The organism is Phenylobacterium sp. (genome assembly GCF_041919955.1).
In the GTDB taxonomy this organism is placed as follows: domain Bacteria; phylum Pseudomonadota; class Alphaproteobacteria; order Caulobacterales; family Caulobacteraceae; genus Phenylobacterium.
Genome location: NZ_JAYRSU010000009.1, coordinates 58,042 through 83,373 on the forward strand (window position 1 = coordinate 58,042; position 25,332 = coordinate 83,373).

A 25,332-nucleotide genomic window follows, 5' to 3' on the forward strand; every position below is an offset into this window, starting at 1 on the left:
CTCCCGATATATGTTCAATGAACATATATCCTGCGAGCGACATCTCGGCAATGCGGACATCTTGCGCAGGCGGCCGGACGTGGAGAGAAAGGGAAGGGCGCGCGGCTCGCGCCGCCGACAGGACCCGACATGACCGACACTCCGGCCAAGACCCGGCGACAGGGCGTCCGCAAGCCCAAGGGCTCGGGCCAGGAGCGCCGCGGCGAGATCCTGGCCGCCGCCACTGAGCTGTTCGCCGCCGAGGGCTATGGCCGGGTCACGACGCGGGCGCTGGCCGAGCGGGTCGGGATCTCGCAGACCGGGCTCTATCTCTATTTCAACACCAAGGAGGAGATACTCCGGGCGATCTGCGACGCGACGCACGAGGCGATGACCGCGGCGTTCGATGCGGCGGTCGCGGGGGCCTCGACGCCGCGCGAGGCGCTGTCGGCGCTGATCGGCAGCTATGTGGATTTCGGCCTGGCGAAACCTGCCGAATACCAGCTCACTTTCACGGTCAGTCCGGACGCCCTGGCGCCTATCGAGAAGGACTTCTCCCGCCCCTTCGACGCCCAGGAGGCCGGCGCCCGCAGCTTCCTGCGGTTCCGCGATCACCTGGCCGCCCTGACGCCGGCTGAGCCTCTCGGCGGCCTTGACCCGATGACGGCGGCCCAGATCCTCTGGTTCGTCGGCCACGGCGCAGTCTCGCTGCTGATCAGCCGCCCGCACTTCCCGTGGGTCGAGAGAGGGCAGTTGATCGATTCGCTGGAACGCATTGTAATCGCAGGGCTTTCGGCTCCGCGTTAACCATCGATGTGCAGCACGGCCTTGCCGTGGAAGCGGCGCGCCATCAGGTCGGCGGCGACCTCGGCGATCCTGGTCCAGGGCGCTTCGACGCCGATGACGGGCGCCAGCCGGCCCGCTACGACCTTGGCCAACAGGTCCGCCAGTCCGACCGCAGGCGGCTCGCGCTGGAACTCGTAGCCCATGACCAGGCCGTAGAGCGACGTGCCCCCGATGCGGAACCGGCTGGTGTCGATGGCCGAGCCGGCCTCGCCTGACGCGCCGAGCAGCACGCAGGTCCCGCCGGGCGCCAGCAGCGTCATGGCGCGGGCCAGCGATGGGCCGCCGGCCGATTCCAGCACCAGGTCGTAGGGGCCGTGGCGCTCGGCGCCTTCGAGGTCGGGCCCGACCGCGACCTCGTCGGCGCCCAGGCTGCGCACGAAGGCTTCGTTGTCCGCATTGCGCAGCGCCGCGACGACAAAGGCGCCGCCGGCCTTGGCCAGTTGAACGGCGAAGGTTCCGACCCCGCCGCTGGCCCCGCCGACCAGCACCCTGGCGCCCTCGAGCCTGGGGATACGGCTCAGCGCCGCCCGCGCGGTCAGGCCCGCCACCGGCAGGCAGGCGGCCTGCGCAAAGCTTATGTCGTCTGGGATTGCGGCCAGGCGCTCGACGGGCGCGGCGGCCAGTTCCGCCCAGCCGCCCATCGTGGCGGCGACCACGCGGGCTCCGGCCGGAGGACCCGATCCGTCGGCGGCAGGCCGCTCGATCACGCCGGCGATATCCCAGCCCAGCCGCGTTCCCGTCGCCGCCTCAGAGAGCCCCGTCCGCACCTCGCCGCGGTTGAGGGAAAAGGCGTGGACCCGGATCAGCGGCGCCCCAGGCGGGGCGGGGGCCTCGCCGATGACCAGCCGCTCCGGACGGTCGGCGTCTACGATCACGGCGCGGATGGCGGCCATGGGGCGCTCCCTCGATAAGTGTTCATTGAACATATATCCGGGCCGGACGGACGGGCAAGAGTTCCGGCGATTCCGACATTGAGCCGCCAAGGGCCGACGCCTACCTCGGCGCGACACCCTGGAGACCTTCCATGTACGACGCCGAAGCCGCAGAGCTTTCCACCACCACCCCGCCCGCCTCCGAACCGGCGGCGTGGGGCGGCGTCCTGGCGCTGTCGCTCAGCGTCTTCGCCCTGGTCACCGCCGAGTTCCTGCCGGCCAGCGTGCTGACGCCGATGGCCGCCGACCTCAAGGTCAGCCTGGGCGCGGCCGGTCAGGCGGTGACGGCGACGGCGGTGGTCGGCGCCTTCGCGGCCCTGCTGGCGCCGGTGGTCTCCAGTCGCTGGGATCGCCGCCATGTGATGCTGGGCCTGCTCCTGCTGCTAGGCCTGTCGAACCTGCTGACCGCGGTGGCGACCAGCCTGCCGGTCCTGCTGGTCGCGCGGGTGATGCTGGGGGCGAGCCTCGGCGGCTTCTGGTCTATGGCTGCGGCGACGGCCATGCGGCTGGTCCCGATGACCCTCTTCCCACGGGCGATGTCGATCGTCTTCACCGGCGTTTCGGTCGCCACCGTCTCGGCGGCGCCGGTCGGGGCCTATGTCAGCGAGGCGCTGGGATGGCGCGCGGCCTTCGTCATCGCCGGCGTGGTGGGGGTGATCGCGTTCCTGGCCGTCTGGTTCACGCTCCCGAAGATGCGCTCCACGGGCGCGGCCGCCATGGGCGACCTGCTGGAAGTGGCGGCGCGCGGACGGGTTCAGCTGGTGCTGGCCGGGGTGATCCTGGTCATCTCCGGGCACTTCGCAGGCTTCACCTACATCCGCCCCGTCCTGGAGCAGGTGACGCATCTGGGCGCCGCGGCGATCTCGCTGGCCCTGCTGGCGTTCGGCGGCGCCGGCTTCATCGGCAACTTCGCCGGCGCATTCCTTGCCGAGCGTGACCCGAAGCTCGCTGTCATCACCGGCGCGGGGCTGGTCGCTGCGGCGATGCTGGCGATGATCGGCCTGGGCGCGTCGCCCTGGTTGGCGGGAGCGGCCTTGACGCTCTGGGGCATGGCGTTCGCGATGTTGCCGGTCGGATTTCAGGCCTGGATGGTCGCCGACGCGGCCGACCGCGCCGAGCTTGGCGGAGGCCTGCTGACCGCCGCGTTTCAAGTGGCGATCGCTAGCGGGGCGGTGATCGGCGGCCTGGTCGTCGACCGCTTCGGCGTGTTGAGCGCGCCGGCCTACTGCGGCGTCGCCTGCCTGGCTGGCGTCGTGCTGGTGGCCGGCGTCCTGCATCGCCGGCGCCGGGCGGCGGCCGTCTGTGCGGCGTGAACACCGGACGATCGGCTAAGATTTCCGGCCAGGGAGGCATGGTTCTTCCGCAGGGCGAGCCTATTTCTGCACTGCCATGATGAACGCCCTGGCCAGTCCCGCCCCTGACCTGCAGGCGGCGCTCGACGAAGATCCGCTGAGCCGCATCCTGCGTGACCTGCGGATTGTCGGCGTATCCTACGGTTCGTGCCGGCTCGCCGCGCCGTGGGGCGTCAACTTCCCGCGAGACGGTACGGCGAGGCTTCATGTCGTCATCGAAGGCGGCTGCTGGCTGCGGATCGACGGTCACGAGCCGCTGCGGCTGGAGGCCGGCGACGCGGTGCTGCTGCCTCGCGCGGCGACCCATTGCCTTAGCGACCAGCTGGGCGGCCCGGTCACCTGCATCACCGACATGCCGCTGCAGTCGGTCGGCGACCGCGTCTATAGGCTGGATGGCGCGCCGGCCGGCGCCACGGTGCTCGCCTGCTGCAGCGTCCGGTTTCGCGAGCCCTGCCTCAACCCGCTGCTCGAACTGATGCCGCCGGTGATTGCGGTGGAGGGGGCGCACAGGGACGCGACCCTGGCCGCGGTGCTGGCCGCCATGGCCGACGAGGTGCTGAACCCCAAGATCGGCGCGGCCACTGTGCTCTCGCGCCTGGCGGACGTGGTCATCACCCGTCTGATCCGCGCCTGGGTGCACGAAGGCGGCCAGGACGCCGAGGGGTGGATGGCGGCGATCCGCGATCCAAAGATCGGCCGGGCTCTGGCGGCGATCCACCAGGACCCGTCTCAGCCCTGGTCCATCGACGCCCTGGCGCGGGTGGCGGGGCTGTCGCGCTCGCTGTTCGCCGAGCGCTTCTCCCGGGCTCTGGGTCTCTCGCCGGCCAGGTACGTCGCCCGCTGGCGGATGTACCTGGCCAGCATGATGCTGACGGAGCAGGGGCTCAGCATCTCCGAGGCGGCAGGACGGATGGGCTACGAATCCGGCCCGGCCTTCAGCCGCGCGTTCAAACGTCATCTCGGCGTTCCGCCCGGCGCCCTGCGCCGCGGGCGGCGCTGAAGGCGCCGGATAAAGCCTGCGCAGTCTGCGCTACGCAGGGCCGCCCACGCCCATCGCGGTCCGGACTGCTGTCGCTGAGTTTGCTTGTTCCGTCATCGTCCCTTCATTTCCAGAAGCAGGCGAAGGCGCATTTCTGACTTGGGGCTAGAGAGCAGGGACGAGGCGGGCGATTTGCGCCCTAAGTTGGCGCTCGGAGCACCCGGCGCAGGGCGGATCATCCCCCCGAGCAGCAGACGTCTGGCCGGTATTGTCTGGCGGGAAATTCACCCCGCGTTAGCGGGGGGTGAATGGTCGCCGATGTAGCCCTATGGCGACGTTTCTCCAATGGAGTTCAGTAGGGCTCAAACGTATCGGGTTGGAGCAACTTATAGAGTTCTGCGATTGAACGTGTCTGGCTAATCCTCTCCAGTAGTGACCTGTATTCGGCCCCGTCTCCGTCAAAGCCAGTATAGTCGGCTCGGAATGTTTCCACGGACGCTCGCGCCCTCTGCTGTACCTCCGTCAGCGAAGTCCTGGGTAGTTCCTCGAGTTCCTGCTCGATGCGCGATTGTGGCGGGCCAAAACCGGGCACCAGCGACAAGATCGAGCCCGCCCTGCCAGTCCTGTGGATGCTCAGCACACGCCACCGCCGTCCATCGGCTTCAATCAACTCCATACCGTCCTGCATGTTCTCTTTGAGGGTGCGTGGCCCGCACCTCGTCAGCCTATCCATGTCCGGAAAGCCCCAATTCTCGCGATCAGGAGTGAATGCGAGGACGGGGAACTGGAAGTTGACGTCAATTGATTTCATGTCGCTGTCTCCCGAAAGAACGCGTGCATCGAATGATCGTCCGCTAGCGCGGCTTTTTCGCAGGAGGCGGAGGCGACGCCAACGGCTTGGTGACGTTCTCCCAAGCGTCGGCCGCATAGGATCCGATGGCCGTCGGAACGGACTTCTGCCAGTCTGTCGTCCCGTACCAGACGCGTCGAATAGGATCGAAACGCCGCTTGCCGTTCCAACTGCCGGTGAGGCGGCGATGGGTTTCCTGAGGCAGCGCCTTGAGAAGGGCGTAGTGGTTTCTCGGGTCCTGTGCCGACCGGCTTTTCCCGTTAAGTGGGATGGTGTGGTGGATTTCTTCTCCCTTGCCCGCCAGCCCGGCCTTGCGAATCTGCTTGGCGGCTGCGCCGGCGGTGACGGACCCCTTCTTGAGGATGCCTATGCCTTTCGTGGCTGCCCTGGCGCCCTTGACCACGGCCCCGACCGGCAACACGTCTCCAACAGCCAGGGCGGCGTTGAAGGCGGCGCCTCCATAGTTTCCATCCTGAAGGTCGGCGGCCGCGTCCCACGCGGGGCCGACAACGGGAATGAATGACTCCGCAAGATTTGGTCGCTGGATTTTGGGCCCGTTCTGGAAATCCTCCAGGGCGTCCTGCGCCATGTCGAAAGGTGAGCGCAGGCCTTGATCCTCAGCTTTCCGCTTAGCTCTGATCTCGGCCATTTTCCCGTCATACGATTCGCCGGCAGGGTCCGGCACGCTTCGCGGTTCTCCGCGAGGCATTCTTGCCATCATGTCTATCCATGAAAGTTGAATCGCCGCCACAATGCGCGCCCAAGCTGCATCACCGCCCAGGCTCTAAAGTTTCAAACTCCTAGCGTTGATCCACCGCTACCATCCCACGATCAGTCTTCGATGTATAGAACAAATGAAGAACATATGGCGCCGTCGCGCTAAGGGCGCACTTCTGGAGCAGGGCCACGGAGCGGCGGGCGAAAAGGCGAAACTTGGGCAATCAGACCCGCTCTTGGAGAGCCGGACGCAGGGCGGATCATCCGCCTAAGCGGCGGACGTCTCGCAGGTATTCTCTGGCGGGAAATTCACCCCGCGTTAGCGGGGGAATGAATGGTCGGAGTGGCAGGATTTGAACCTGCGACCCCCGCGTCCCGAACGCGGTGCTCTACCAGACTGAGCCACACTCCGACTTGGGAGGGCGCCTTATAGAGGCAACCCGACGACCCCGCAAGCGGCCTTGAAACACCTTTTTTGGGGTGTTGCATCCGCCGGTGCGCTGAGCTATCTCCACGCCCTCGCCGCGGGGGATATGCTCCTCCGAGCCGTTCCTGCTGGGGAATGGTGTAATGGTAACACTGCGGTTTTTGGTACCGTCATTCTAGGTTCGAGTCCTAGTTCCCCAGCCACTTCCTCCCCCGTTAGAGCATCAGTCTCCATTCAGCCGCTTGCGCGCGGCGGTTAAGCGGATCGTCAGGCCGTGCGGCCGCCATTCGCGAGAGATGCGGCCGCTGAGTTGGTCGGCGGCTGTGGCGTTCATCAGCCGTGAGCCGAAGCCTTCGATGATCTTCGCCGCTACAGGTGGACCGCCGCTTTCGGTCCAGAGGAGGGTGAAGGTCTCGTCTGCCTCCTCGCCGTCGATGTCGATTCGCCCGGACTCGCTGGAAAGCGCGCCATATTTCGCCGAGTTGGTCGCGAACTCGTAGAGCAGCAGCGCCAAGGCTGTGACCGCTTCGCCGCGCACCTCTACGTCCGGTCCGCGAATCGAGACGCGCTCGGGCGGGCCGTCATAGGGGGCGAGAATCGTCGCGATCAGGCTGTGCAGGGTGGTGGCGCTCATGCCGCCGCTGCTCGACAGCGTCAGGGCGTGGGCGCGGGCGAGGGCGGTCAGCCGCTCGCGGACGATACGGGCCAACTCCTGGGGGTCGCGTGCGCCGCGGGCGCTGATGCCCACGAGGCTGCCGGCGAGCATGAACAGGTTCTTGATCCGGTGGTCCATCTCGCGCAGCAGCAGGTCTCGACGGGCTTGGGCGCGGCGGCGGCGCTCGGCCTCCTCGAGCCGCTCAAGGCTGAAACCAAGCTGACGGGCGATGGTGAGGGCGAGCTCGGCCTCGTGCTCGGTGAAGCGATGCGGCGTGGCGAAATAGAGCATGAACTTGCCGATCACTCCGCCGCCGATGCTGAGCGGAATGAAGGCCAGACCCCGCACGCCCTCGGCCGTAATCACCTGCTTGAGGGGCTCGGGTTCGTCGGTGTCGAGGATGTCAGAAACGAGGATTGGCTCGGCGTCGCCCTGGCCGAGCGTCCAGGGCGTATGACCGTCGACGGCGCGGCGATAGTCATCGGACAGGCCCCGCCAAGCCACGAATCGCATCCGCCCCGCCTCGTCGAACCGCAGGATGGAGGCGCGCTCGCACTTGAGCGCGTCGGCAATGGCGCTCAGCGCCGCGTCGTAGATGTCCTGGGGGGACTGAGCCCGGAACAGGCGGTCGGTGAAGCGGTAGAGCGCGGCCAGTTCGTCCGGCCGTTCGGACGGCGGATCGGCGAAGGGAGCGGCTCCTGGCGATGAACCCGGCATCGGCATCTCACGTTTCCGGACAAGCCGCCGGGGCGCGCCGCCGGCTGTACCTGCAAAGCGCGGTCAACCGTTTGAGTTCCCGAGAAAATCGGTTGCAGTCGGCGCGCTGCGAAGTTTGCAACCTTGGGCTTTCGGGCCCCTATCTGTGCGGGTCGATCGGCAGGTTTTCTCAGGCGCCGCCCAGGATCATGCCGGTCGCCTCAGGGGCGTTTGCGTCACCGCCGTTGAGGGCCTTGCGCATCCAGACGATGTCGACCCAGCGGCCGTGCTTCCAGCCCAGCGCCTTGCCCACGCCGGCGTGCTCGAAGCCCAGCGAGGCGTGCAGGCCGATCGAGCCGGCGTTCTGCGAATCTCCGATGACCGCGATGACCTGCCGGATTCCGAAGACCTCGCACTCGCGCAACACCGCGGCGAGCATGGCCTTGCCGACCCCGCCCCCGACCGCCGCCGGCGCGACATAGACGCTGTCCTCGACGGTGTAGCGATAGGCCGCGCGGGGACGGAACGGGCCGGCGTAGGCGAAGCCCAGCACTTGGCCGGCGTCCTCGGCGACCAGATAGGGCAGGCCGCGCTCGACGACGGCCTGGCGGCGGGCGGCCATCTCCTGGGCGGTCGGAGGAACCTCCTCGAAGGTGCCGAACCCGTGCAGCACGTGGTGGCCGTAGATGGCGGCGAGCGCCGGCGCGTCCTGCGCGGTGGATGGCCTGACGATCACTTTTCCCAACCCCGCTCCTGCGCCCAGACGGCGAAGGCGTAGTCGAGGGCGATCTCCTTGAGGAAGTCGAAACGGCCCGAGGCGCCGCCATGCCCCGCTTCCATGTTGATCTTGAGCAGGATGGGGGCCTCGCCCGTGGTCTTTTCGCGCAGCTTGGCCACCCACTTTTCGGGCTCCCAGTAGGTGACGCGCGGATCGGACAGGCCCCCCGTGGCCAGGATGGGGGGGTAGGGCCTGGCGTCCACCTGGTCGTAGGGACTGTAGCCGGCGATGCGGTCGTAGGCGGCTTCGTCCTCCAGCGGGTTTCCCCATTCAGGCCATTCGGGCGGGGTGAGAGGTAGGGAGGTGTCGCTCATGGTGTTCAGCACGTCGACGAACGGCACGGCGGCGATGACGCCGCTCCAGAGGTCGGGGCGCATGTTGACCACTGCGCCCATCAGCATGCCGCCAGCCGAGCCGCCATAGGCGACCATCTTTCCGGCCTTGCCATAGCCGTTGGCCGAAAGGTGCTCGGCGCAGGCGATGAAGTCGGTGAAGGTGTTGGTCTTCTTTTCTTTGCGTCCGTCCAGGAACCAGCCCCAGCCCTTGTCCGAGCCCCCGCGGATGTGGGCGACCGCCCAGATCCAGCCGCGGTCGACCAGGCTGAGATTTCGGATCGAGAAAGTCGGCTCCATGGCGTGGCCATAGGAGCCGTAGCCGTAGAGCAGCAGCGGCGCGGAGCCGTCGAGAGGGGTGTCCTTCAGCATCAGCACCGTAATCGGCACCTGCTCGCCATCCTGGGCGGTCGCATAGAGCCGGCGCGCCACATAGCGGGCCGGGTCGTGTCCGGACGGGATTTCCTGGGTCTTGCGCAAGGTCCGCTCGCGCGTGGTCAGGTCGTAGTCGAACCACTGCCGCGGCGTGGTCGGCGACTGGTAGACGAAGCGGGCGAGGGTGGTTTCGTATTCCAGTCCGCCCTCGAGCGAGAGGGCGTAGGCTTCCTCGTCGAAGGCGATCTCGTGAGTGGCGCCGTCGCGGGCCATCACCACGATGCGGTCGTTGGCGTCGACCCGCTCCAGCCGGGCCAGGTGGCCGGCATAGGCGGCAAAGCCGGTGATGAAACGGCCGGGCTCGTGCGGGACCAGCGAGGTCCAGGTGGCGCGGGCCGGGACCGCCGAGCGGGACTGCATAAGCTTAAAGTCGACCGCCCCGTCGTCGTTGGTGCGGATCACCCAGCGGTCGGACCAGTGGTCGAGCTCGTACTTCACGCCCTCGCGCCGCGGTTCGGCGACCACGGCGGCCGCGGTCGGGTCGGCGCCCGGGATCAGCCAGATCTCGGTGGTTTCCTGGTTGCCGACATGGATGATCACATGGCTGCGGTCGGAGGCCAGGCCCACGCCGAGGAACATGCCCTCGTCGGCCTCCTCGTAGACCAGCACGTCTTCGCCGCCGCTGGCCGGGCGGCGGAAGACCTTGGACGGGCGGGCGTTCTCGTCGCGCCAGATCCAGAAGATCCATTGGCTGTCGGGCGAGAAGACGAACGATCCGTAGGCGCTGTCTATGACGTGGTCGAGGGTCTGGCCGCTCTCCAGGTCCTTGACCCGGATGGCGTAGTATTCCGAACCCTGCTCGTCGGCCGCCCAGGCGTAGAGCCGGTGGTCGGGGCTATGGCTGGCCGCCCCGACCTGGAAGAAGGCCTTGCCCTTGGAGAGCGCCTCTTCGTCCAGCAGGATCTGCTCGCCGTCGGCCTGGCCGCGCGGGCGGCGGCCATGCAGCGGATGCTCGGCGCCGATCTCGTAGCGCACGTAGTAGTCCCAGGGGCCGTCGGAGGCCGGGACGCTGGAGTCGTCTTCCTTGATGCGCCCTTTCATCTCGGCGAACATCTGCGCCTGCAAGGCCTCGGTCCCGGCCAACAGGGCGCCGGTATAGGCGTTCTCGGCCTCCAGGTGCTCGCGGATGTCGGCGCGCAGGACCTTGGGGTCGCGCAGCACCTCGCGCCAGTTGTCGTCCTTCATCCAGGCATAGTCGTCGGTGCGGGTGCGGCCGAGCTGTTCGATGACCTTGGGGTCGCGGCGGGCGGCGGGGGGCTTGGGAGCGCTCATGCCTGCTAAATGCGATGTGGCGAGCGCGGCCTCAAGGCGCCATCGCACCAGCACTGTCGCCCGGAAGACACGCGGCGATCGGGCGCAGCTGTCGCAGGGAACCAATTGCGTTGCGTTAACCCGAAGCGGGGTTCAACTATTCGCATGTCGGGAGCGTACGAGTTTTACTGAGTAGGGGCGTCCATGGCCTGGGATCTTGCTGTTGAGCTGATCCACGCGACTGTCCAGCTGGAGCAGCCGCTGGGCGACGGCACACGCACCGTCGGCACCGGCTTCCTGATTTCGGAGATCGCGCCCGATGGTTCGCCGCGGACCGTGCTGGTCACGGCCGGACACGTCTTTTCCAAGATGCCGGGCGCAGAGGCGCGCATCGGCTACCGCATCGAGAACGCCGACGGCAGCTGGAGCTACTCGCCCCAGAAGCTGACCATCCGCGACGCGGACGGCAAGAAGCTGTGGACCCAGCATCCGTCCCGGGACGTGGCGGTGATGTCGATCACCGCGCCGGAACCGTTCGCCAAAGCGGCGATCCCGCTGAACTGGCTGGCACAGGACGACACCTTCCAGACCAATCAGGTCGGGGCGGGCGACGAGATGATGGCGCTGGGCTTTCCGCGCGGCCTGGCGGCCAACCAGGCCGGTTTCCCGATCCTGCGCTCGGGCCGGGTGGCCTCGTTCCCCGTCGCGCCGGCCAAGAGCTTCCCGACCTTCCTGCTCGACTTCACGGTGTTCCCGGGCAATTCGGGCGGGCCAGTGTTCATGTCGCAGGCTGCGCGGCGCCGCGTCGGAGCGACCGAGAACGGTCAGGACGTCCAGTTCATCGCCGGCCTGCTGACCCAGCAGGTGGAGCTGAACAACGAGCGACTGGAGATCGGCATCGTCACCCACGCCAAGTACATCCGCGAGACCATCGCCCTGATGGACAACCCCCTGGCGCCGGTGACTGTGGCGCATGTTGAGCCGGTCGCGGGCGCGAGGGCGGCTTCGGCCGAGGAGGCGGTTTCGCCTCAGTAGGCTTAGCCTTGGTCAAGCTTGGCCGTTGTGGCTAGGTTTGGGGCATGAGCATCGCAGAGGCTTTCACGAAAAGCAGGACCTGGGCCCTCTTCGCGTGCGCGGCTTTCGGTCTCGCCGCGCTCCTCTGGTTCACGAAAGGCTTCGGCTCGCGTGATGATGGAGTCGCAATAGTTCTGAATCTTCGGCAAGACGGCTCCTGGGCGCAGAGCGCGCCGTTCCGACCGGAAACGACAGGGAATTATCGAGTATCACTCGAGTTGAAGCGCCGCTTTCCCTATGAAGTGATGGAATGCTTGGCGGATGTCGGTGCGCCCGATCCCGATAGCGGGCAGCCGGGGCGGCGACCAGATTGCCCTACAGGCTATGGTTCAGGACAACTCGAATGGAGTCTGCAGGAAAATGGCAGGCCGGCCAAATGGGAGGCGTTTGGCCCGCATTTCGGTGAGTATAGCCGCGACATCATCGGCCGCAGCCTGGGCTCCGTCGATCTGGATCGACGGAGCATCTACGTGCTCCGGGCGCGGCTCAAAGGTGCTTCTCCTGCGATGGCGACGGTCGAGCCGACGTTCAGGATTGCGTTCGACGACATGGCGTCGCTGATCGTTTCAGCATTGTTCTATTCGGTTGCCGCATTCGCGGTGGCGTTTGCCGGCCTAGGTTTCGCGGCTCAGGCCGTCCGCAGCAGGCGCGGTGAGCCGTAAGAGCGGCCAGGCCCCAGCGAGCCTGACCGCCTAGGGATCAGCCGCCGTAGACGACCGAGATGGTCTCGGCGATGCAGGCGGGCTTGGTCTCGCCTTCGATCTCGATGGTGCACTCGTTCTTCAGCTGCATGCCGCCGGCCTTGGGCTCGGCGCCGATCAGCTTCTGGCGCATGCGCACGCGCTTGCCGACGCGGACCATGTTGATGAAGCGCACCTTGTCCGAACCGTAGTTGATGCCGCGGGTCACGCCCTTGATCGGCAGCATGCCGGCGCCGAGGAACGGGATCAGCGACAGGGTTAGGTAGCCATGGGCGATCGGGCCGCCGATTTCCTTGGTCGCGCGCTCCACGTCGACGTGGATCCATTGATGGTCGCCGGTGGCTTCGGCGAATTGGTTGACGCGCTCCTGGGTGATTTCCAGCCAGTCCGACACGCCGACTTCCTGGCCCACCAGTCCGGGCAGGTCCTTGAACTCCACCGGGTTCATCGTTTGCTCCCAATTCGATTGAAACAGATGTTCGAGGTCTAGCATCTCGATAGGCGCGAGCAACGCCTTTACGTCGCCGCCAGGAACTTTAAAGAGCGCCCCATGCAACGAGCTCTCAGCGTCAGCCGGATGACCGGCAACAAGTCGACCTTCCCCGACTGGTACCAGGCGATCGTCCGCGAGGCGGACATGGCCGAGTCGAGCCCGGTCCGTGGCTCGATGATCATCAAGCCGTGGGGCTATGGCGTCTGGGAGCGGATCCAGCAGACCATGGACCGCCGCATCAAGGAGATGGGCGTCGACAACGCCTACTTCCCGCTGTTCATCCCGCTGGGCTTCTTCGCCAAGGAGGCCGAGCACGTCGACGGCTTCGCCAAGGAGATGGCGGTGGTGACGCACCATCGCCTGAAGGCCGTCGACGGCAAGCTGCAGCCCGATCCCGACGCCAAGCTGGAAGAGCCGCTGATCGTCCGTCCGACCTCGGAGACCATCATCGGCGACGCCTTCTCGCGCTGGGTGAAGAGCTATCGGGACCTGCCGCTGAAGATCAACCAGTGGGCCAATGTGGTCCGCTGGGAGATGCGCACGCGCCTGTTCCTGCGCACCTCCGAGTTCCTCTGGCAGGAGGGCCACACCGCCCATGCGACGCGCGAGGACGCGCTGGCCTCGACCCTGCAGGCGCTGGAGATGTACCGGGAGTTCTCGGAAACCGTGCTGGCCATGCCGGTGATCGCCGGCGAAAAGCCGGAGAACGAGCGGTTCCCCGGAGCCGACAACACCTTTTCGATCGAAGCCATGATGCAGGACGGCAAGGCGCTGCAGGCCGGCACCTCGCACTATCTGGGCACCAGCTTCGCCCGCGCCCAGAACATCCGCTACCAGAGCGACGGCGGCGAGATGGAGTTCTGCCACACCTCGAGCTGGGGCACCTCGACCCGGATGATCGGCGGGGTGATCATGACCCACGGCGACGACGACGGCCTGCGCCTGCCGCCGGCCATCGCCCCGCGCCAGATCGTGGTGGTGCCGATGCTGCGCGGCAAGGAGGAGGACGAGGCGGTCCTGGCCTTCGCCAAGGCGCTGGTTAAGGACCTGAACGCCCAGTCCGCACTCGGCGAGCCGATCCGCGCCCTGCTGGACGACCGCGACCAGAAGTCGGCGGACAAGCGCTGGAACTGGGTGCGCCGCGGCGCGCCGGTGATCATCGAACTCGGGCCGCGCGATGCGGCCGGCGGCCAGGTCAGCTACATGCGCCGCGACGCCCTGCGCGACGGCGACAAGGTCAAGTCGCACCAGGCGCCGCGCGACGAGTTCGTGGCGAATGCGCCCGTCCTGCTGGCCGAAATCCAGCAGGCGCTGTTCGACGAGGCCAAGGCCCGCCTGGAGGCCAGTATCCGCAGCGACCTGAGCACCTTCGAGCAGGTGGCCGAATACTTCGGCCAGGTCTCGGACGAGGAGGAAGAAACCTCGGCCTTCAAGGGCTGGGTGCGGGCCTCCTGGTCGCGTCCGACCGGCGATGAGCTGGAAAAGGTCGTCGAGCGGCTGAAGGCCCTGAAGCTGACCCTGCGCAACGCGCCGGCCGACCAGCCTGCCAGCTTCGGGCCCTGCGTGTTCACCGGCCAGCCCGGGGTCGAAGAGATCCTGATCGGCCGCTCCTATTAGGCCTTGAAGCCAGGCGGCGACGCGCCGAGGCTCGCCTGACATCTGGGGAGGGCGGGGTGTCGCCGATTCTGATCAGCCTGGCGGGGATCGTGCTGATCCTCGCCGTCGCGGTGCTCGCCTCGACCGACAGGCGGCGCATCCGCCTGCGGGTGGTGGGACCCGCCTTCCTGCTGCAGGCGGCGATCGCCGTCTTCGTGCTCTATGTGCCGGCCGGTCAGGCGGCGATCCACGGCGCGGCCAGCGGCGTGGAGACGGTGCTCGGCTATTCGCGCGCCGGGATCGAGATGGTGTTCGGCGGGCTGACCCAGGTGAACGGCGTCGCCAGCCTGGCCATCAACGTGCTGCCGATCATCATCTTCTTCTCGGCGCTGGTCTCGGTGCTCTACTACCTGGGGATCATGCAGCTGGTGGTCCGCATCGTCGGCGGCTTCCTCCAGAAGGTGCTTGGCGTGGACCGCGTCGAGGCGTTTTACGCCGCGGCCAACATCCTGGTCGGCCAGTCGGAATCGCCGCTGGTGGTCCGCGGCTACCTGCACGCCCTGACCCAGCCGCAGGTCTTCGCCCTGATGGTCACGGGCATGGCCGGGGTGGCCGGCTCGATCCTGGCGGCCTACGCCCAGATGGGCGTGCGTATCGAGTACCTGCTGGCCGCGGCGTTCATGTCGGCGCCAGGCGGTCTCCTGATGGCCAAGCTGTTGATGCCCGACGGCAGTCGCGAGACGCCGCTGGCCGAAGTCGCCGCAGCCTCCGCGCCGCCGCCCGAGGAGCGGCCGGCCAACATCATCATGGCGATCTTCAACGGGACCGAGGACGGGGTGAAGCTGGCCGTGGCGGTGGCTTCGATGCTGGTGGTGTTCGTCGCCTTCATCGCCTTGCTGAACGGCCTGCTGGGCGGGATCGCCGGGATGTTCGGCTATCCCGATCTGACCTTCCAGAAGATCCTCGGCGTGATCTTCGCGCCGGTCATGTTCCTGCTCAACGTGCCGTGGAGCGAAGCGGGCAAGGCCGGCGAACTGTTCGGCCAGAAGCTGATCCTGAACGAGTTCGTCGCCTATCTCGACTTCGGGAAGATGAAGTCGACGCTGACCCCCCACACCGAGGCGGTGGTGACCTTCGCGCTTTGCGGCTTCGCCAACATCAGCTCCATCGCCATCCAGATGGGCGTGCTGGGCGGGCTGGCGCCGGAGAAGCGCCCGCTGATCGCCCAGATGGGGCCGCGCGCAGTGCTGGGCGGTTCGCTGGCGAACCTGATGAGCGCGGCCCTGGTCAGCCTGATCCTGACCTTGGCGGGAAGCTAGACGATCCGGGACCCTTCCTTGCCCCAGTAGGCGTCGCGGATCAGCCGCTTGTAGAGCTTGCCGGTCGGGTGGCGCGGCAGTTCGGCCATGAACTCGATCAGGCGCGGCGACTTCACGTGGCTGAGGTTGGCGCGGCAGTAGGCGGCGAGTTCGGCCCGCAGGTCCTCGCCGGCCTGGCTCCAGTCCATCGGCTGGATGACCGCTACGACCTTTTCGCCCATCTCCTCGTCGGGGGCGCCGACCACGGCGGCGTCGGCGACCTTCGGGTGCGTGACCAGCAGGTTCTCGATCTCCTGCGGATAGATGTTCACCCCGCCCGAGATGATCATGAAGCTCTTGCGGTCGGTCAGGTAGAGGAAGCCTTCCTCGTCCAGCCAGCCGACGTCGCCCAGCGTGGTCCAGCCGTACTTGTTGGTGTTCTCGGCCACCTTGTCGGGGGCGTTGTGGTAGGTCAGCGGCGTGCCGCCGGCGAAGTAGACGACGCCTTCGCTGCGCGGGGGCAGGGCCTCGCCGTCCTCGCCGACGATCTTGACCTCGGCGGTCGTGCCGCGGCCGACCGAGCCCTTGTGGGTCAGCCAGTCGTGCGGGCCGATGTAGCAGAATCCGTTGCCTTCGCTGCCGGCGTAGTACTCGTGGATGACCGGGCCCCACCAGGCCATCATCTGCTCCTTGACGGGGATCGGGCAGGGGGCGGCCGCGTGCACCGCCGAGCGCATGGAAGAGACGTCGTACTTCGCGCGCACGTCCTCGGGCAGCTTTAGCATCCGCACGAAGTGGGTCGGCACGAACTGGCCGACGTCGATCCGGTGCTTTTGGATGAGCGCCAGAGCCTCTTCCGGATCGAATTTCTCCATCACCACGACCGTGCCGCCCAAGCGGTGGACGCTCATGCACCAGCGCAGCGGGGCGGCGTGATAGAGCGGGGCGGGCGAGAGATAGACGCTGTCGTTGCGGAAGCCGAACAGACCCTCGGCCATCATGGCCAGCGCGTTGGGCGCGTCGATCGGGGCGCCGGTCAGCGGCGGCTTGATGCCCTTCGGCCGGCCGGTGGTGCCGGAGGAATAGAGCATGTCCGCGCCGCTGCTCTGGTCGGCGATCGGCGTCGTGGGTTGCGCATCGCGGGCGGCCTCGAAGCTCTCGTAGGGGCCGCGGGTCTGGCCGACCATGTAGAGCTTCACGCCCGGCAGCAGGGCAGGCAACTCGTCGACCACCGGGCCGACGCCGGCCGAGGTGACCAGCAGCTTGGCCTCGCAGTCCTTCATGATGTACTCGACCTCGCCGGCGGTCAGCTTGGACGAGATGCAGGCGTAGTAGAGCCCGGCGCGCTGGGCGGCCCAGGCGATCTCGAAGAACCGCGGATGGTTCTCCATCAGAATGGCGATCACATCGCCGGTCTTCAGCCCCAGCGAGCGGAAGAGCTGCGCGCCCTGGTTGGACCGCTCGTCGAGCTGTCGATAGGTGACGGTCTCGCCTGAGCCCGCCATGACGTAGGCGGCGCGGTCGGGGTTGGTCGCAGCGTGCGTGGCTGGATGCATGAACTCTTCCTCGCGGCGGCCTGACCCTCTTCGTGGCCTCGACCGTCCTCCCAAAGTTATCGTTGTTAAGGCGAGTATGCGGGCCTTGACGGACCGTCCGTCAAGCGGGCCGGAATGATGGAAAATCAGCGGAGGATCCGATGGCGGCGCCCAACTTCGAAACCCTGGCCTACGACCTGACCGACGGGGTGGCGACGATCACCTTGAACCGGCCGGACAAGCTCAACGCGTTCAACACCCAGATGATGAAGGACCTGATCGCGGCTTTCGACGTGACCGATGCGGACGACGCGGTGAAGGCGGTGATTGTGACCGGGGCCGGGCGCGGCTTCTGCGCCGGCGCTGACCTCTCCTCTGGCGGAGAGACGTTCAACTACGACGCGCGCGGCGGCGAAGACAAGGCGGCGCGCCAGCAGGACGGCGTGCATCGGGACGGGGGCGGTCTCGTCTCGCTGCGCATCTACGACAGCCTCAAGCCGGTGATCGGAGCGATCAACGGCCCGGCGGTCGGCGTCGGCGTGACCATGCAGTTGCCAATGGACATCCGCCTGGCCTCGACCGAGGCGCGGTTCGGCCTGGTGTTCGCCCGGCGCGGGCTCAATCCGGAGGCGGCGTCCTCGTGGTTCCTGCCGCGGCTGGTCGGGGTCCAGACGGCCCTGGAGTGGTGCTACACCGGTCGTGTGTTCCCGGCTCAGGAGGCGTTCGAGAAGGGCCTGGTCCGCTCGCTGCACGCGCCGGACGAGCTGCTGCCCGCCGCCCGCGCCCTGGCGCGCGAGATCGTCGACAATACCGCCCCGGTCTCAATCGCCCTGACCCGGCAACTGATCTGGCGGATGGCCGGCGCCTCGCATCCGATGGAGGCGCACCGCGCCGATAGCCGTGGCATCCAGCAGCGGGGGAAGATGGCCGACGCGCGCGAGGGCGTCACTTCGTTCCTCGAAAAGCGTCCGGCGGCCTTCCCGGACAAGGTTTCGAGCGATCTGCCGAACATCTGGGATCATTGGACGGCGCCGACGTTCAAGTGAACGACCGGTTAAGCGGCGTGTGATTCGATATCGGCAGGTATTCACCACCGGTATCGCATGAACCTGCCGTCGCCAGAGCAGAGCCCGGACCTTCCGCCTCCCTCGCGGGCGCGCGCGGCGCTGTTGAAGCGGCTGGCCGACGTCGTTTGCCTGCCGATCTCGCGGGTCAACGCCTTCGAGCGGGCGATGACCGCCGACCTGCTGGTCGACATGCTGCGCGAGGCCGAGCCGGACGAGCGCAGGAAGGTCGCGCGCCGCCTGGCCGGACTGACGGAAATCCCGAACAGCCTGGTGCGGCTGCTGCTGCGCGACGAGGTCGACATCTCCGAGGAACTGCTGCTCAACGCGGCGTGCCTGTCGGACTCCGACCTGCTCGACTGCGCGCGGATGATGAACCTGGAGCACCGGCGGCTGATCGCCCTGCGCCGCGGGGTCAGCGAGGTCCTCTGCGACGTCCTGATCGAATTCGGCGAAGTGCTGGTGCTCGAATGCCTGCTGAAAAACGACGAGGCGCGGTTCTCGAACGGCGGCATCGAGGCGGTGGTGGCGCTGACCCGCGGCGACCCGCGGTTGACGACGCTGCTGCTGCGCCGGCCCGAACTTCGCCCGGCCCACGCCTATGTCCTGTTCTGGTGGGCCGACGCCGACGCCCGCAAGATCATCCTGCAGCGCTTCGCCGTCTCGCGTGAGGTGCTGCAGGACGCCGCGAGCGACATCTTTCCGATGGCCGCCGCCGAGAAATGGCAGGACTCGCTGTCGCGCAAGGCTCTGCAGTTCATCGAGCGACGCCAGCGCAACCGCGCGGCGATCGAGAAGAGCCCCTTCGACAGCCTGGAGGCGGCCGTCGCCGCCGCCCAGCACGGCCTGACCCGCGAGATCGCCGAGGAGATATCGTATCTGTCGGGTCTCAAGCCGATGACCGGGGCGAAGATCTTCACGGACTCGGGCGGCGAGCCGCTGGCTATCCTCTGCAAGGCCACCGGCCTGCCGAAACAGGCTATCCGCGCCCTGTGGCGGGGCCTGAAGCGCGACGAGACCGACGCAAGCGGGGCGCTGGCTCCAGTCCTGGAGCGAGCGCTGATCGCCTACGACATGATCGCGGTGGATCGGGCCCAGACGGTGCTGCGATACTGGAACTGGTCGCTTACTTCGGCCCTGACTCCGGCTCTGCTACGCGCGATCCGTGATGGCGATGAAGACGGTGCGGACGAATACTCGACGCCTCAACGCGCAGCGATGCTCGCCTTCTCCAAGGACTTCCGCGCCTGATCACTTCCGGTTGTGACGTTTCGGCGTCTCGGAATAGTGGCGAGCCGTTCAACCGATTGGTGCAGTGCAGCACCTAGACTTGACGATACGCATGTTCGATGAAGAACAGGCGGCTACACGACTCTTGTGTTAGAGTTGGGTTCCAGATATTAACGCGACCACTGATGTCGTGAATCAGTCATCCCCCAGCTTGGTGCAACCGCACTCACGGAACCGAGAAATATGGACGAGAAATCGGAAGTCATTGAGATGACGGCGGATATTGTTTCCGCATATGTCGGGAACAATTCGGTCGCCGCGGCCGATCTTCCCAATCTGATCCAGAGCGTCCACCGTGCGCTGGCGGGTATTTCCACCGGCTCCGACGTTCAGGAGGCCGCGCCGAAGGAACCGGCGGTTCCCGTTCGCCGCTCCATCACGCCAGATCATCTGGTTTGCCTGGAAGACGGCCGCAAATTCAAGTCGCTGAAGCGGCACCTGCGCACGAAATACAATATGAGCCCCGAAGAATACCGCGCGAAGTGGGGCTTGCCGAAGGATTATCCGATGGTCGCGCCGAACTACGCCAAGGCGCGCTCGGACCTGGCCAAGCAGATGGGCCTGGGCCAGGGCGGCCGCCAGGCGCCGCGCAAGCGTTCGTCCAAGTAGTCCGCATCTACGATCTTCCGAAAAAACGCCCGCCGGTGACGGCGGGCGTTTTGCTTTGCGGGTGAAGGTTCCACGGCGCAGCTACGCCACCTTTCGGCCTGATTTATTGCCGCGGGTTAGGATTTGCCCTTGCCCGAGAATCACCCTTCGGGCGATAAGTGATTCGTCGTGATTCCAAGGGGTTGTTAAGGAATCTGAACATGGCCGCACAGATGGGGGCTTCCGCGGCGGCCGCGCGCGCGCACGAAGAGCTGTACGCCTACTGGGCGCGGCTGCGGCAGGGCGGAAAACTGCCCGGACGCGGGGATATCCGCCCGGACGACTTCAAGCGGCTGCTGCCGACCATCAGCCTGATCGACGTCGACGGCGAACCGCTTGACTTCCGCCTGCGGCTGGCCGGCACCGGGCTCTACGGCGTGTACGGGCGCGAAATCACCGGCCGGCGGCTGGGCGACGTCTACAACGCCGGGGCCGCCGAATACTGGCGGCGCGAGCTGGTGAAGGTGGTGGAGGAACGCCGCCCGGCGGTCGGGGTCCACAGTCTGGCCTGGCGCGGAGCCGCGCACATCTCGATCCTGTGGCTGCGCCTGCCGCTCGCCTCGAACGGCAAGGATGTCGATATGATCCTCGGCTACGATGCGGTCGTGGGCGTGCAGGGCGACACCGCCGCCAGCGGCATCCGCGCGGCCTGAGGCCCTAGGCGGCCGCCAGCGCCTCGGCGTCGCGGCGGATGCGGGTGGCCATCGAGGCCAGGCCATTGGAGCGTTGGGCCGACAGGTGGCCCGCCAGTCCCAGCTTGTCGAAGGCGGCCTTCACATCGAAGGCGGAAATGGCCTGCGGCGTCTTGCCGGAGAACAACCGCAGCAGCACCGCGATCAGGCCGCGCACGATGTGGGCGTCGGAATCGCCGCGGAAAACCACGGTCCCGTCGGCCTGGGGTTCGGTGACGAGCCAGACCTGGCTGGCGCAGCCGCGCACCTTGTTGGCCTCGTTCCGCTCTGCGTCGGCCAGCGGCGCGAGTTCGCGACCAAGTTCGATCACGTAGCGATAGCGTTCCTCCCAGTCGCCCAGAAGGTCGAACTCCTCGGCGAGGTCGGTCAGCTCTTGATCGATCGTGGTCATCTTCAGGTGCGACTTAGGGGCCTTGCAGCCTTTGCGCAACCGGCGTCAGGCCGCAGGCAGCCGAACGATCGCGGTCAGGCCCTGTCCGGAGGCGGAGCTCAGCTTCAACTGGCCGCCCATGGCCTCGCACAGGAGCTGGACGATGGGCAGCCCCAGGCCCGCGCCTTCGCTGCGGCGGGTCAAGGCGTTCTCGCCCTGCTCAAACGGCAGCAGCAGCCGCGGAATGTCGAGCGGGTCGACGCCGGGGCCGTGGTCGACGATCGCGATGTCGACGACGGCGTCGGTCGTGCGTGTCCAGATCTCGATCACGCCGCCCTCGGGCGAGAAGACGATCGCGTTGTGGAGCAGGTTGACCAGAAGGTTGCGCAGGCCCCGCGCGTCGGCCACGACGGCGGGCAGGGCGCCCTGGCGGCGGATGTCGAAGGTCAGGTGACGCGGTGCGACGTCCTCGGCCAGGCTGTCGATGGCGTCGTCGAGGGCGTGGTCCAGCGACTCCGCCCGCAGGTCGAAATCCATCGCGCCGCCTTCCAGGCGTGCGATCTCGAGCACCTGGTTGACCAGGCGCAACAGCCGCGCGCCGCTGGTGCGGATGATGCCGGCGTATTCCTTGTACTGCGGCGCGCCCAGCGGGCCGTAGAGCTCGGAATGCAGGATCTCGGAGAAGCCGAGGATGGAGTTGAGCGGGGTGCGGAGCTCGTGGCTGACCATCCGCAGGAAGGATCGGCGCGCCTCCTCCTGGACGGGGTCCCGGCGCGAGCGCGGGGCCGGCGTCGCCACGGGGGCGGGCGACGAAGGTCGGGAACTGGACGCCGCATGGGCCATAAGAAGACGAAAGCCTCGCGGTCTCGGACGGTTGAAGGCTTAACGCCGCGCCACTTACGATTTGGTTTCGATCAACAGAAAGGCGCACGCCGCCCCCAGTTCAGGGGTCGCGTGCGACGCGAGCGCCCTCGCAGGGACTCACTGGCGCCGTTAGGTTCTGCGCGAAACGCACGACTACGGAGCGCCGAATCTAAGGTGATCGAAAGCCAGCCAGCCAGGACTAGCGCGACGGCGCGACCGGCCGGCCTGCCTGCGATCCTGACGATCGTGGGGCTGGGCGTCGGCGCGGCCGTGGCCGCCAGCGCGACAGGCGGCGTCGCCGGCCCGTTCGGCGTCTGGTGTCTGGCGCCCGTCGCCGCCGCCGCGGTGATGGGGCGGATCGACCGCCTCGCCCTGGGCGCGGCGGTCTCGCTGGGCGCGGCGGGCGTGGCGGCGCTCGGCGGGCTGACACTGCAAGGCCTGGCCCTGGCCCCGGCCTATGAGGCGGTCCTCGGCGTGCTGGCCCTGACCACCATCATCCTCGGACTGGCCGCGGGGCTGGTCGTGCTCCAGCGCAGCGTGGGCGTCGACGCCCAGCGCCGCCGCGTCGTGGAGACGCGGCTGCGCCAGGCCCTGGAGGACCAGCCGCACTTGTTGCTGGCGGTCGACGAGGCCGACCACCTGATCGGCGCGTGGGGTCGCACGCCGTTCGGCGTCGAGGTGCGAGAGGGCGGTCCGCTGACCAGCCTGGCCATGCCGGCGAGCAGGAACCTGGTGAATGCGGCCCTGACGCGAGCGCGCGACGAGGGCGAGGCCGAGGTCGCCTTCGTCCCGGCCGGCGAAGCCGAGGGCTGGGTGGTGCTGGAGCTGCGCCGCCGCGGGCCGAGGCTGATGGCCGTGCTGCGCGACGCCCGCGCCGCCCACGTGCGCGAGACCGAGCTGGAGCAGGCGCGCGCCGAGGCCGAGGCCCAGAACGCGGGCAAGTCGCGTTTCCTGGCCAATATGAGCCACGAACTGCGCACGCCTCTGAACGCGATCATGGGCTTCTCGGACATCATGCGTCAGCGCCTGTTCGGGCCGATCTCGGACCGCTATGCCGAGTATGCCGAGCTGATCCATGAATCCGGCGGGCACCTGCTGGACCTGATCAACGACGTGCTGGACATGTCCAAGATCGAGGCCGAGCGCTTCGAGCTGGCGCGCGAACCATTCGACGTCCGCGATGCGGTAGCCGGAGTGCTGCGGCTGATGCGGGGCCAGGCCGACCGGGCGGGGGTGCAACTGCGCGGGATGTTGCCGAAGGACGCGCTGGACGTGGTCGCCGATCGGCGGGCCCTGAAGCAGATCGCCCTGAACCTGATCTCCAATGCGCTGAAGTTCACGCCGCGGGGCGGCGCGGTGACCGTCAGCGTGCTTCGCGACGGACGGACTCTGGAACTGACGGTCTCGGACACCGGGGTCGGCATCGGCCCCGAGGACCTCCAGCGCCTGGGCCGGCCCTACGAGCAGGCCGGGGAGGCGACGCAGAAGGCGGCCGGCACAGGTCTCGGCCTGTCGCTGGTGCGCTCGTTCGCCGAGTTGCACGGCGGCCAGATGACGATCGAAAGCCGCCTGGGCGAAGGCACCACGGTGACGGTCCGCCTGCCGGTGATCGAGACGCCGGCGGCGGCGAATACGCCCTAGAGCACCCTAGCGGGCCGCGACCTGCAGGAAGGCGCGGCCGGCGGCGAAGTCGCCGACCTCGACATAGGCGCGGCGGATCGTATCCCCGGAGCTGCCCGCGAACATGAACTCCACCGCCACCGCTTCGCGCGGATCGAGGCCGGCCAGGGCGTGAGCCGCCGCGGCCGGGAAGCGGAAGGCCCAGCCCGACTTGGCGCCCTTGGGCAGGAGATCGACGCCGGCGGTGCTGCGCGCCTCGGCCGTGAAGGCCTCGCGGCCGCCGGGGGGCGGCAGGCGGCGGGCGAGCGGCAGGTCCGCCAGCGACTGGCCGCGCGCGTCGAGATAGGGGCCGAGGGTGACGGAGGCGTCGCGCAGCACCAGCCGCGCAGCGTAAGGCGAGCCGCCGTCGGCGAAGGTGGCGACCGCCATCAGGGCGTTGGCGCCCTCGCGGCCGGCCAGGCCGAAGGTCATCTGATCCCAGCCGAAGCGAGCCGTCTGCTGCAGGCGCCAGCGGGCTGCGACCCCGGCCGTGCGGTCGGCGCGCCATTCGGCCACCTCGCCCGGATAGGTCATGCGCGCCATCTGGGCGTAGCCTGCGTAGGCGTCGCGGACGCGCTCGGCCGCCAGGTTCAGGTCGCTGGAGGTGCAGTCGGTGGCGGCTGCCTTGGCCTTTGCGCGGCCTTCCAGCCGGGCCAGGGCGGTCTTGTCGGCGCCCGCGCGGATCGCCGCGCCGCGCGCCTGAATCCGCCCAGCGGCCAGGGCCGCGCCGATGGGCGGCTCGAACAGCCCGCATCGGGCGTCGGCGGCGGTCATCACCGTGCGCTCGTAGAAGAGGTCGGCGGCCGCAGCCGTCGAAACCCCGGGCGCAGCGAGAAGCCCCCCCGCCGCGGCCAGCCCCATCCATCCACACACGACGCGCCGCGCGGTTCTGCGCGTACTCGTCATGCTTTTTGTTTTTCTCGTATAGGTGCGAGATCTTTGAGGCGATCCTAGCCGGTCAGCCTTTCGCTTCCGTATACGAACGAGGATTTTTGAATGCTGCTCTCCACCGACATCTGGGTCGCGGCCCTGATCCGCCGGGTGGAACTGGGCGGCGGCTTCGCCGTGGTGGCGCGCAAGGGCGACGCGCGGGCCGGCAGCGTACTGGTCAAGGTGCTCAATCGCGGCGACGGCACCAGCCGGATCTACGCCGAAGCCACGCGCGGCGACGGCGAGCGCGTCTGGATGCGGCCGGCCGCATCCGAGGCCGAGGCCGACCTGGACCGCTACATCGAGCGCGCGGCGCGCATCGATCCCGACGTCTGGGTGGTCGAGATCGAGGATCGGGAAGGTCGCCACTTCCTGACCGAACCGGTCGAGCAGGGCTGAAATTCACCCTTACCGGGGAATTCACCGCGTCTTTCAACGGGCCCTAAAGCACGTCCATGGCAAGGCTTGCCGTCCCGTGAACGTGAGCGCTTGCCTCGGTATGCTCTTTCTCTTGAACGACGTCGTCCTGAACCTCGCCGGCGCCAAGCTTTCGCCGAAGGTGGCCGGGAAGAGGTTCAAGGCGCTGCCGTTCAACATCGTCAGCAAGCTGGGCCAAGAGCTGTACGCCGAGGATCCGCTGCTGCATTTCGACCGGCCCGAGCGAGCCAAGCGGCTGGCCACCCTGATCATCGCCAAGGCCCCTTCGATCAACGCGGCCCTGTTCGTCGCCCCGGCCTATGGCTGTGCGCCCGAGGACGTGACCATCCGCTACGCCAACGTCGATTTCGAGGTGATGGCCCGGCTCTCGACGCGCCAGGACGAGGGCCAGCTCGACACCGTCTGGACCGATCGGCAGGTCTGGCGACGCCTGGCGGCGTAACGCGGGCTT

At 67.8% G+C, this 25,332-nt stretch carries 24 protein-coding genes and 2 tRNA genes; 15 read left to right on the forward strand and 11 right to left on the reverse strand.

Going from position 1 to position 25,332, the window contains the following annotated elements; genetic code table 11:
* The first annotated feature begins 129 nt into the window (after positions 1-129).
* Complete coding sequence (locus tag ACE3T2_RS09800; RefSeq protein WP_374656945.1) at positions 130-786, forward strand: TetR/AcrR family transcriptional regulator; 657 nt, start codon at positions 130-132, stop codon at positions 784-786.
* Here the strand turns inward: ACE3T2_RS09800 and ACE3T2_RS09805 are convergent.
* Positions 783-1,718, reverse strand: a complete 936-nt coding sequence (locus ACE3T2_RS09805; protein ID WP_374656946.1) for a zinc-binding dehydrogenase — start codon at positions 1,716-1,718, stop codon at positions 783-785. The genes ACE3T2_RS09800 and ACE3T2_RS09805 overlap by 4 nt on opposite strands.
* A gap of 131 nt (positions 1,719-1,849) precedes the next feature.
* On the opposite strand from ACE3T2_RS09805, the gene ACE3T2_RS09810 reads away from it, so the two are divergent.
* Positions 1,850-3,070: an MFS transporter gene (locus ACE3T2_RS09810; protein ID WP_374656947.1), complete on the forward strand. Its 1,221-nt coding sequence runs from the start codon at positions 1,850-1,852 to the stop codon at positions 3,068-3,070.
* A gap of 76 nt (positions 3,071-3,146) precedes the next feature.
* Positions 3,147-4,109: a cupin domain-containing protein gene (locus ACE3T2_RS09815; protein WP_374656948.1), complete on the forward strand. Its 963-nt coding sequence runs from the start codon at positions 3,147-3,149 to the stop codon at positions 4,107-4,109.
* Positions 4,110-4,942: 833 nt separating this feature from the next.
* On the opposite strand, the gene ACE3T2_RS09820 is transcribed toward ACE3T2_RS09815, so the two are convergent.
* Together ACE3T2_RS09820 and ACE3T2_RS09825 are read right to left on the reverse strand one after the other, a co-directional pair.
* Complete coding sequence (locus tag ACE3T2_RS09820) at positions 4,943-5,587, reverse strand: hypothetical protein (protein WP_374656949.1); 645 nt, start codon at positions 5,585-5,587, stop codon at positions 4,943-4,945.
* A 403-nt stretch (positions 5,588-5,990) separates the two neighbouring features.
* A tRNA-Pro gene (locus ACE3T2_RS09825) sits at positions 5,991-6,067 on the reverse strand.
* 144 nt (positions 6,068-6,211) lie between these two features.
* Between ACE3T2_RS09825 and ACE3T2_RS09830 the strand changes: the two genes are divergently transcribed.
* A tRNA-Gln gene (locus tag ACE3T2_RS09830) sits at positions 6,212-6,285 on the forward strand.
* 20 nt (positions 6,286-6,305) lie between these two features.
* On the opposite strand, the gene ACE3T2_RS09835 is transcribed toward ACE3T2_RS09830, so the two are convergent.
* The 3 genes from ACE3T2_RS09835 to ACE3T2_RS09845 all read right to left on the reverse strand — a co-directional run bounded on the left by ACE3T2_RS09835 (position 6,306) and on the right by ACE3T2_RS09845 (position 10,250).
* Positions 6,306-7,454, reverse strand: a complete 1,149-nt coding sequence (locus tag ACE3T2_RS09835; protein ID WP_374656950.1) for an HWE histidine kinase domain-containing protein — start codon at positions 7,452-7,454, stop codon at positions 6,306-6,308.
* 169 nt (positions 7,455-7,623) lie between these two features.
* Positions 7,624-8,178 carry an N-acetyltransferase family protein gene (locus ACE3T2_RS09840; protein WP_374656951.1) on the reverse strand — a complete coding sequence of 185 codons (555 nt, stop codon included), beginning with the start codon at positions 8,176-8,178 and terminating at the stop codon, positions 7,624-7,626.
* Complete coding sequence (locus ACE3T2_RS09845; protein ID WP_374656952.1) at positions 8,166-10,250, reverse strand: S9 family peptidase; 2,085 nt, start codon at positions 10,248-10,250, stop codon at positions 8,166-8,168. Before ACE3T2_RS09845 ends, ACE3T2_RS09840 begins: the two co-directional genes overlap by 13 nt.
* 183 nt (positions 10,251-10,433) lie before the next feature.
* On the opposite strand from ACE3T2_RS09845, the gene ACE3T2_RS09850 reads away from it, so the two are divergent.
* The gene (locus ACE3T2_RS09850) at positions 10,434-11,264 is read left to right on the forward strand and encodes a serine protease (protein ID WP_374656953.1); all 831 of its coding nucleotides are present in this window, start codon (positions 10,434-10,436) and stop codon (positions 11,262-11,264) included.
* Between the two features lie 44 nt (positions 11,265-11,308).
* The gene (locus ACE3T2_RS09855; protein WP_374656954.1) at positions 11,309-11,965 is read left to right on the forward strand and encodes a hypothetical protein; all 657 of its coding nucleotides are present in this window, start codon (positions 11,309-11,311) and stop codon (positions 11,963-11,965) included.
* A 37-nt stretch (positions 11,966-12,002) separates the two neighbouring features.
* Here ACE3T2_RS09855 and ACE3T2_RS09860 read toward each other — a convergent pair whose 3' ends face one another.
* Positions 12,003-12,452: a MaoC family dehydratase gene (locus ACE3T2_RS09860; RefSeq protein WP_374656955.1), complete on the reverse strand. Its 450-nt coding sequence runs from the start codon at positions 12,450-12,452 to the stop codon at positions 12,003-12,005.
* A gap of 102 nt (positions 12,453-12,554) precedes the next feature.
* Between ACE3T2_RS09860 and proS the strand changes: the two genes are divergently transcribed.
* Both proS and ACE3T2_RS09870 read left to right on the forward strand, forming a co-directional pair.
* On the forward strand, positions 12,555-14,114 hold the full coding sequence (gene proS, locus ACE3T2_RS09865; protein ID WP_374656956.1) for a proline--tRNA ligase: 1,560 nt from the start codon (positions 12,555-12,557) through the stop codon (positions 14,112-14,114).
* A gap of 56 nt (positions 14,115-14,170) precedes the next feature.
* The gene (locus ACE3T2_RS09870; protein ID WP_374656957.1) at positions 14,171-15,412 is read left to right on the forward strand and encodes a NupC/NupG family nucleoside CNT transporter; all 1,242 of its coding nucleotides are present in this window, start codon (positions 14,171-14,173) and stop codon (positions 15,410-15,412) included.
* Here ACE3T2_RS09870 and ACE3T2_RS09875 read toward each other — a convergent pair.
* On the reverse strand, positions 15,409-16,947 hold the full coding sequence (locus ACE3T2_RS09875) for an acyl-CoA synthetase (protein WP_374656958.1): 1,539 nt from the start codon (positions 16,945-16,947) through the stop codon (positions 15,409-15,411). The two genes, ACE3T2_RS09870 and ACE3T2_RS09875, sit on opposite strands and share 4 nt — an antisense overlap.
* 140 nt (positions 16,948-17,087) lie before the next feature.
* Here ACE3T2_RS09875 and ACE3T2_RS09880 point away from each other — a divergent pair, with 140 nt between their 5' ends.
* From ACE3T2_RS09880 to ACE3T2_RS09895, 4 genes are all read left to right on the forward strand, one after another.
* Positions 17,088-17,972, forward strand: a complete 885-nt coding sequence (locus ACE3T2_RS09880) for a crotonase/enoyl-CoA hydratase family protein (protein WP_374656959.1) — start codon at positions 17,088-17,090, stop codon at positions 17,970-17,972.
* 57 nt (positions 17,973-18,029) lie between these two features.
* Complete coding sequence (locus ACE3T2_RS09885; RefSeq protein ID WP_374656960.1) at positions 18,030-19,241, forward strand: DUF2336 domain-containing protein; 1,212 nt, start codon at positions 18,030-18,032, stop codon at positions 19,239-19,241.
* Between the two features lie 222 nt (positions 19,242-19,463).
* Positions 19,464-19,889, forward strand: coding sequence for a MucR family transcriptional regulator (locus ACE3T2_RS09890; protein WP_374656961.1), 426 nt, complete (start codon positions 19,464-19,466; stop codon positions 19,887-19,889).
* Between the two features lie 200 nt (positions 19,890-20,089).
* Positions 20,090-20,581 (forward strand): PAS domain-containing protein, encoded by a 492-nt coding sequence (locus ACE3T2_RS09895; RefSeq protein ID WP_374656962.1) that lies wholly within the window; start codon positions 20,090-20,092, stop codon positions 20,579-20,581.
* A 4-nt stretch (positions 20,582-20,585) separates the two neighbouring features.
* On the opposite strand, the gene ACE3T2_RS09900 is transcribed toward ACE3T2_RS09895, so the two are convergent.
* Both ACE3T2_RS09900 and ACE3T2_RS09905 read right to left on the reverse strand, forming a co-directional pair.
* Positions 20,586-21,011 carry a SufE family protein gene (locus ACE3T2_RS09900; protein ID WP_374656963.1) on the reverse strand — a complete coding sequence of 142 codons (426 nt, stop codon included), beginning with the start codon at positions 21,009-21,011 and terminating at the stop codon, positions 20,586-20,588.
* A 45-nt stretch (positions 21,012-21,056) separates the two neighbouring features.
* Positions 21,057-21,788: a sensor histidine kinase gene (locus tag ACE3T2_RS09905; RefSeq protein WP_374656964.1), complete on the reverse strand. Its 732-nt coding sequence runs from the start codon at positions 21,786-21,788 to the stop codon at positions 21,057-21,059.
* Positions 21,789-22,028: 240 nt separating this feature from the next.
* Here ACE3T2_RS09905 and ACE3T2_RS09910 point away from each other — a divergent pair, with 240 nt between their 5' ends.
* Positions 22,029-23,495, forward strand: a complete 1,467-nt coding sequence (locus ACE3T2_RS09910; protein WP_374656965.1) for a sensor histidine kinase — start codon at positions 22,029-22,031, stop codon at positions 23,493-23,495.
* A 6-nt stretch (positions 23,496-23,501) separates the two neighbouring features.
* Here the strand turns inward: ACE3T2_RS09910 and ACE3T2_RS09915 are convergent, their stop codons facing one another.
* On the reverse strand, positions 23,502-24,374 hold the full coding sequence (locus tag ACE3T2_RS09915) for a hypothetical protein (RefSeq protein ID WP_374656966.1): 873 nt from the start codon (positions 24,372-24,374) through the stop codon (positions 23,502-23,504).
* A gap of 135 nt (positions 24,375-24,509) precedes the next feature.
* Here ACE3T2_RS09915 and ACE3T2_RS09920 point away from each other — a divergent pair, with 135 nt between their 5' ends.
* Together ACE3T2_RS09920 and ACE3T2_RS09925 are read left to right on the forward strand one after the other, a co-directional pair.
* Complete coding sequence (locus ACE3T2_RS09920; RefSeq protein WP_374656967.1) at positions 24,510-24,842, forward strand: DUF1491 family protein; 333 nt, start codon at positions 24,510-24,512, stop codon at positions 24,840-24,842.
* Positions 24,843-24,954: 112 nt separating this feature from the next.
* A complete protein-coding gene (locus ACE3T2_RS09925; RefSeq protein WP_374656968.1) occupies positions 24,955-25,323 on the forward strand; it encodes a hypothetical protein in 369 nt (122 codons plus the stop codon).
* The last annotated feature ends 9 nt before the right edge of the window (positions 25,324-25,332 follow it).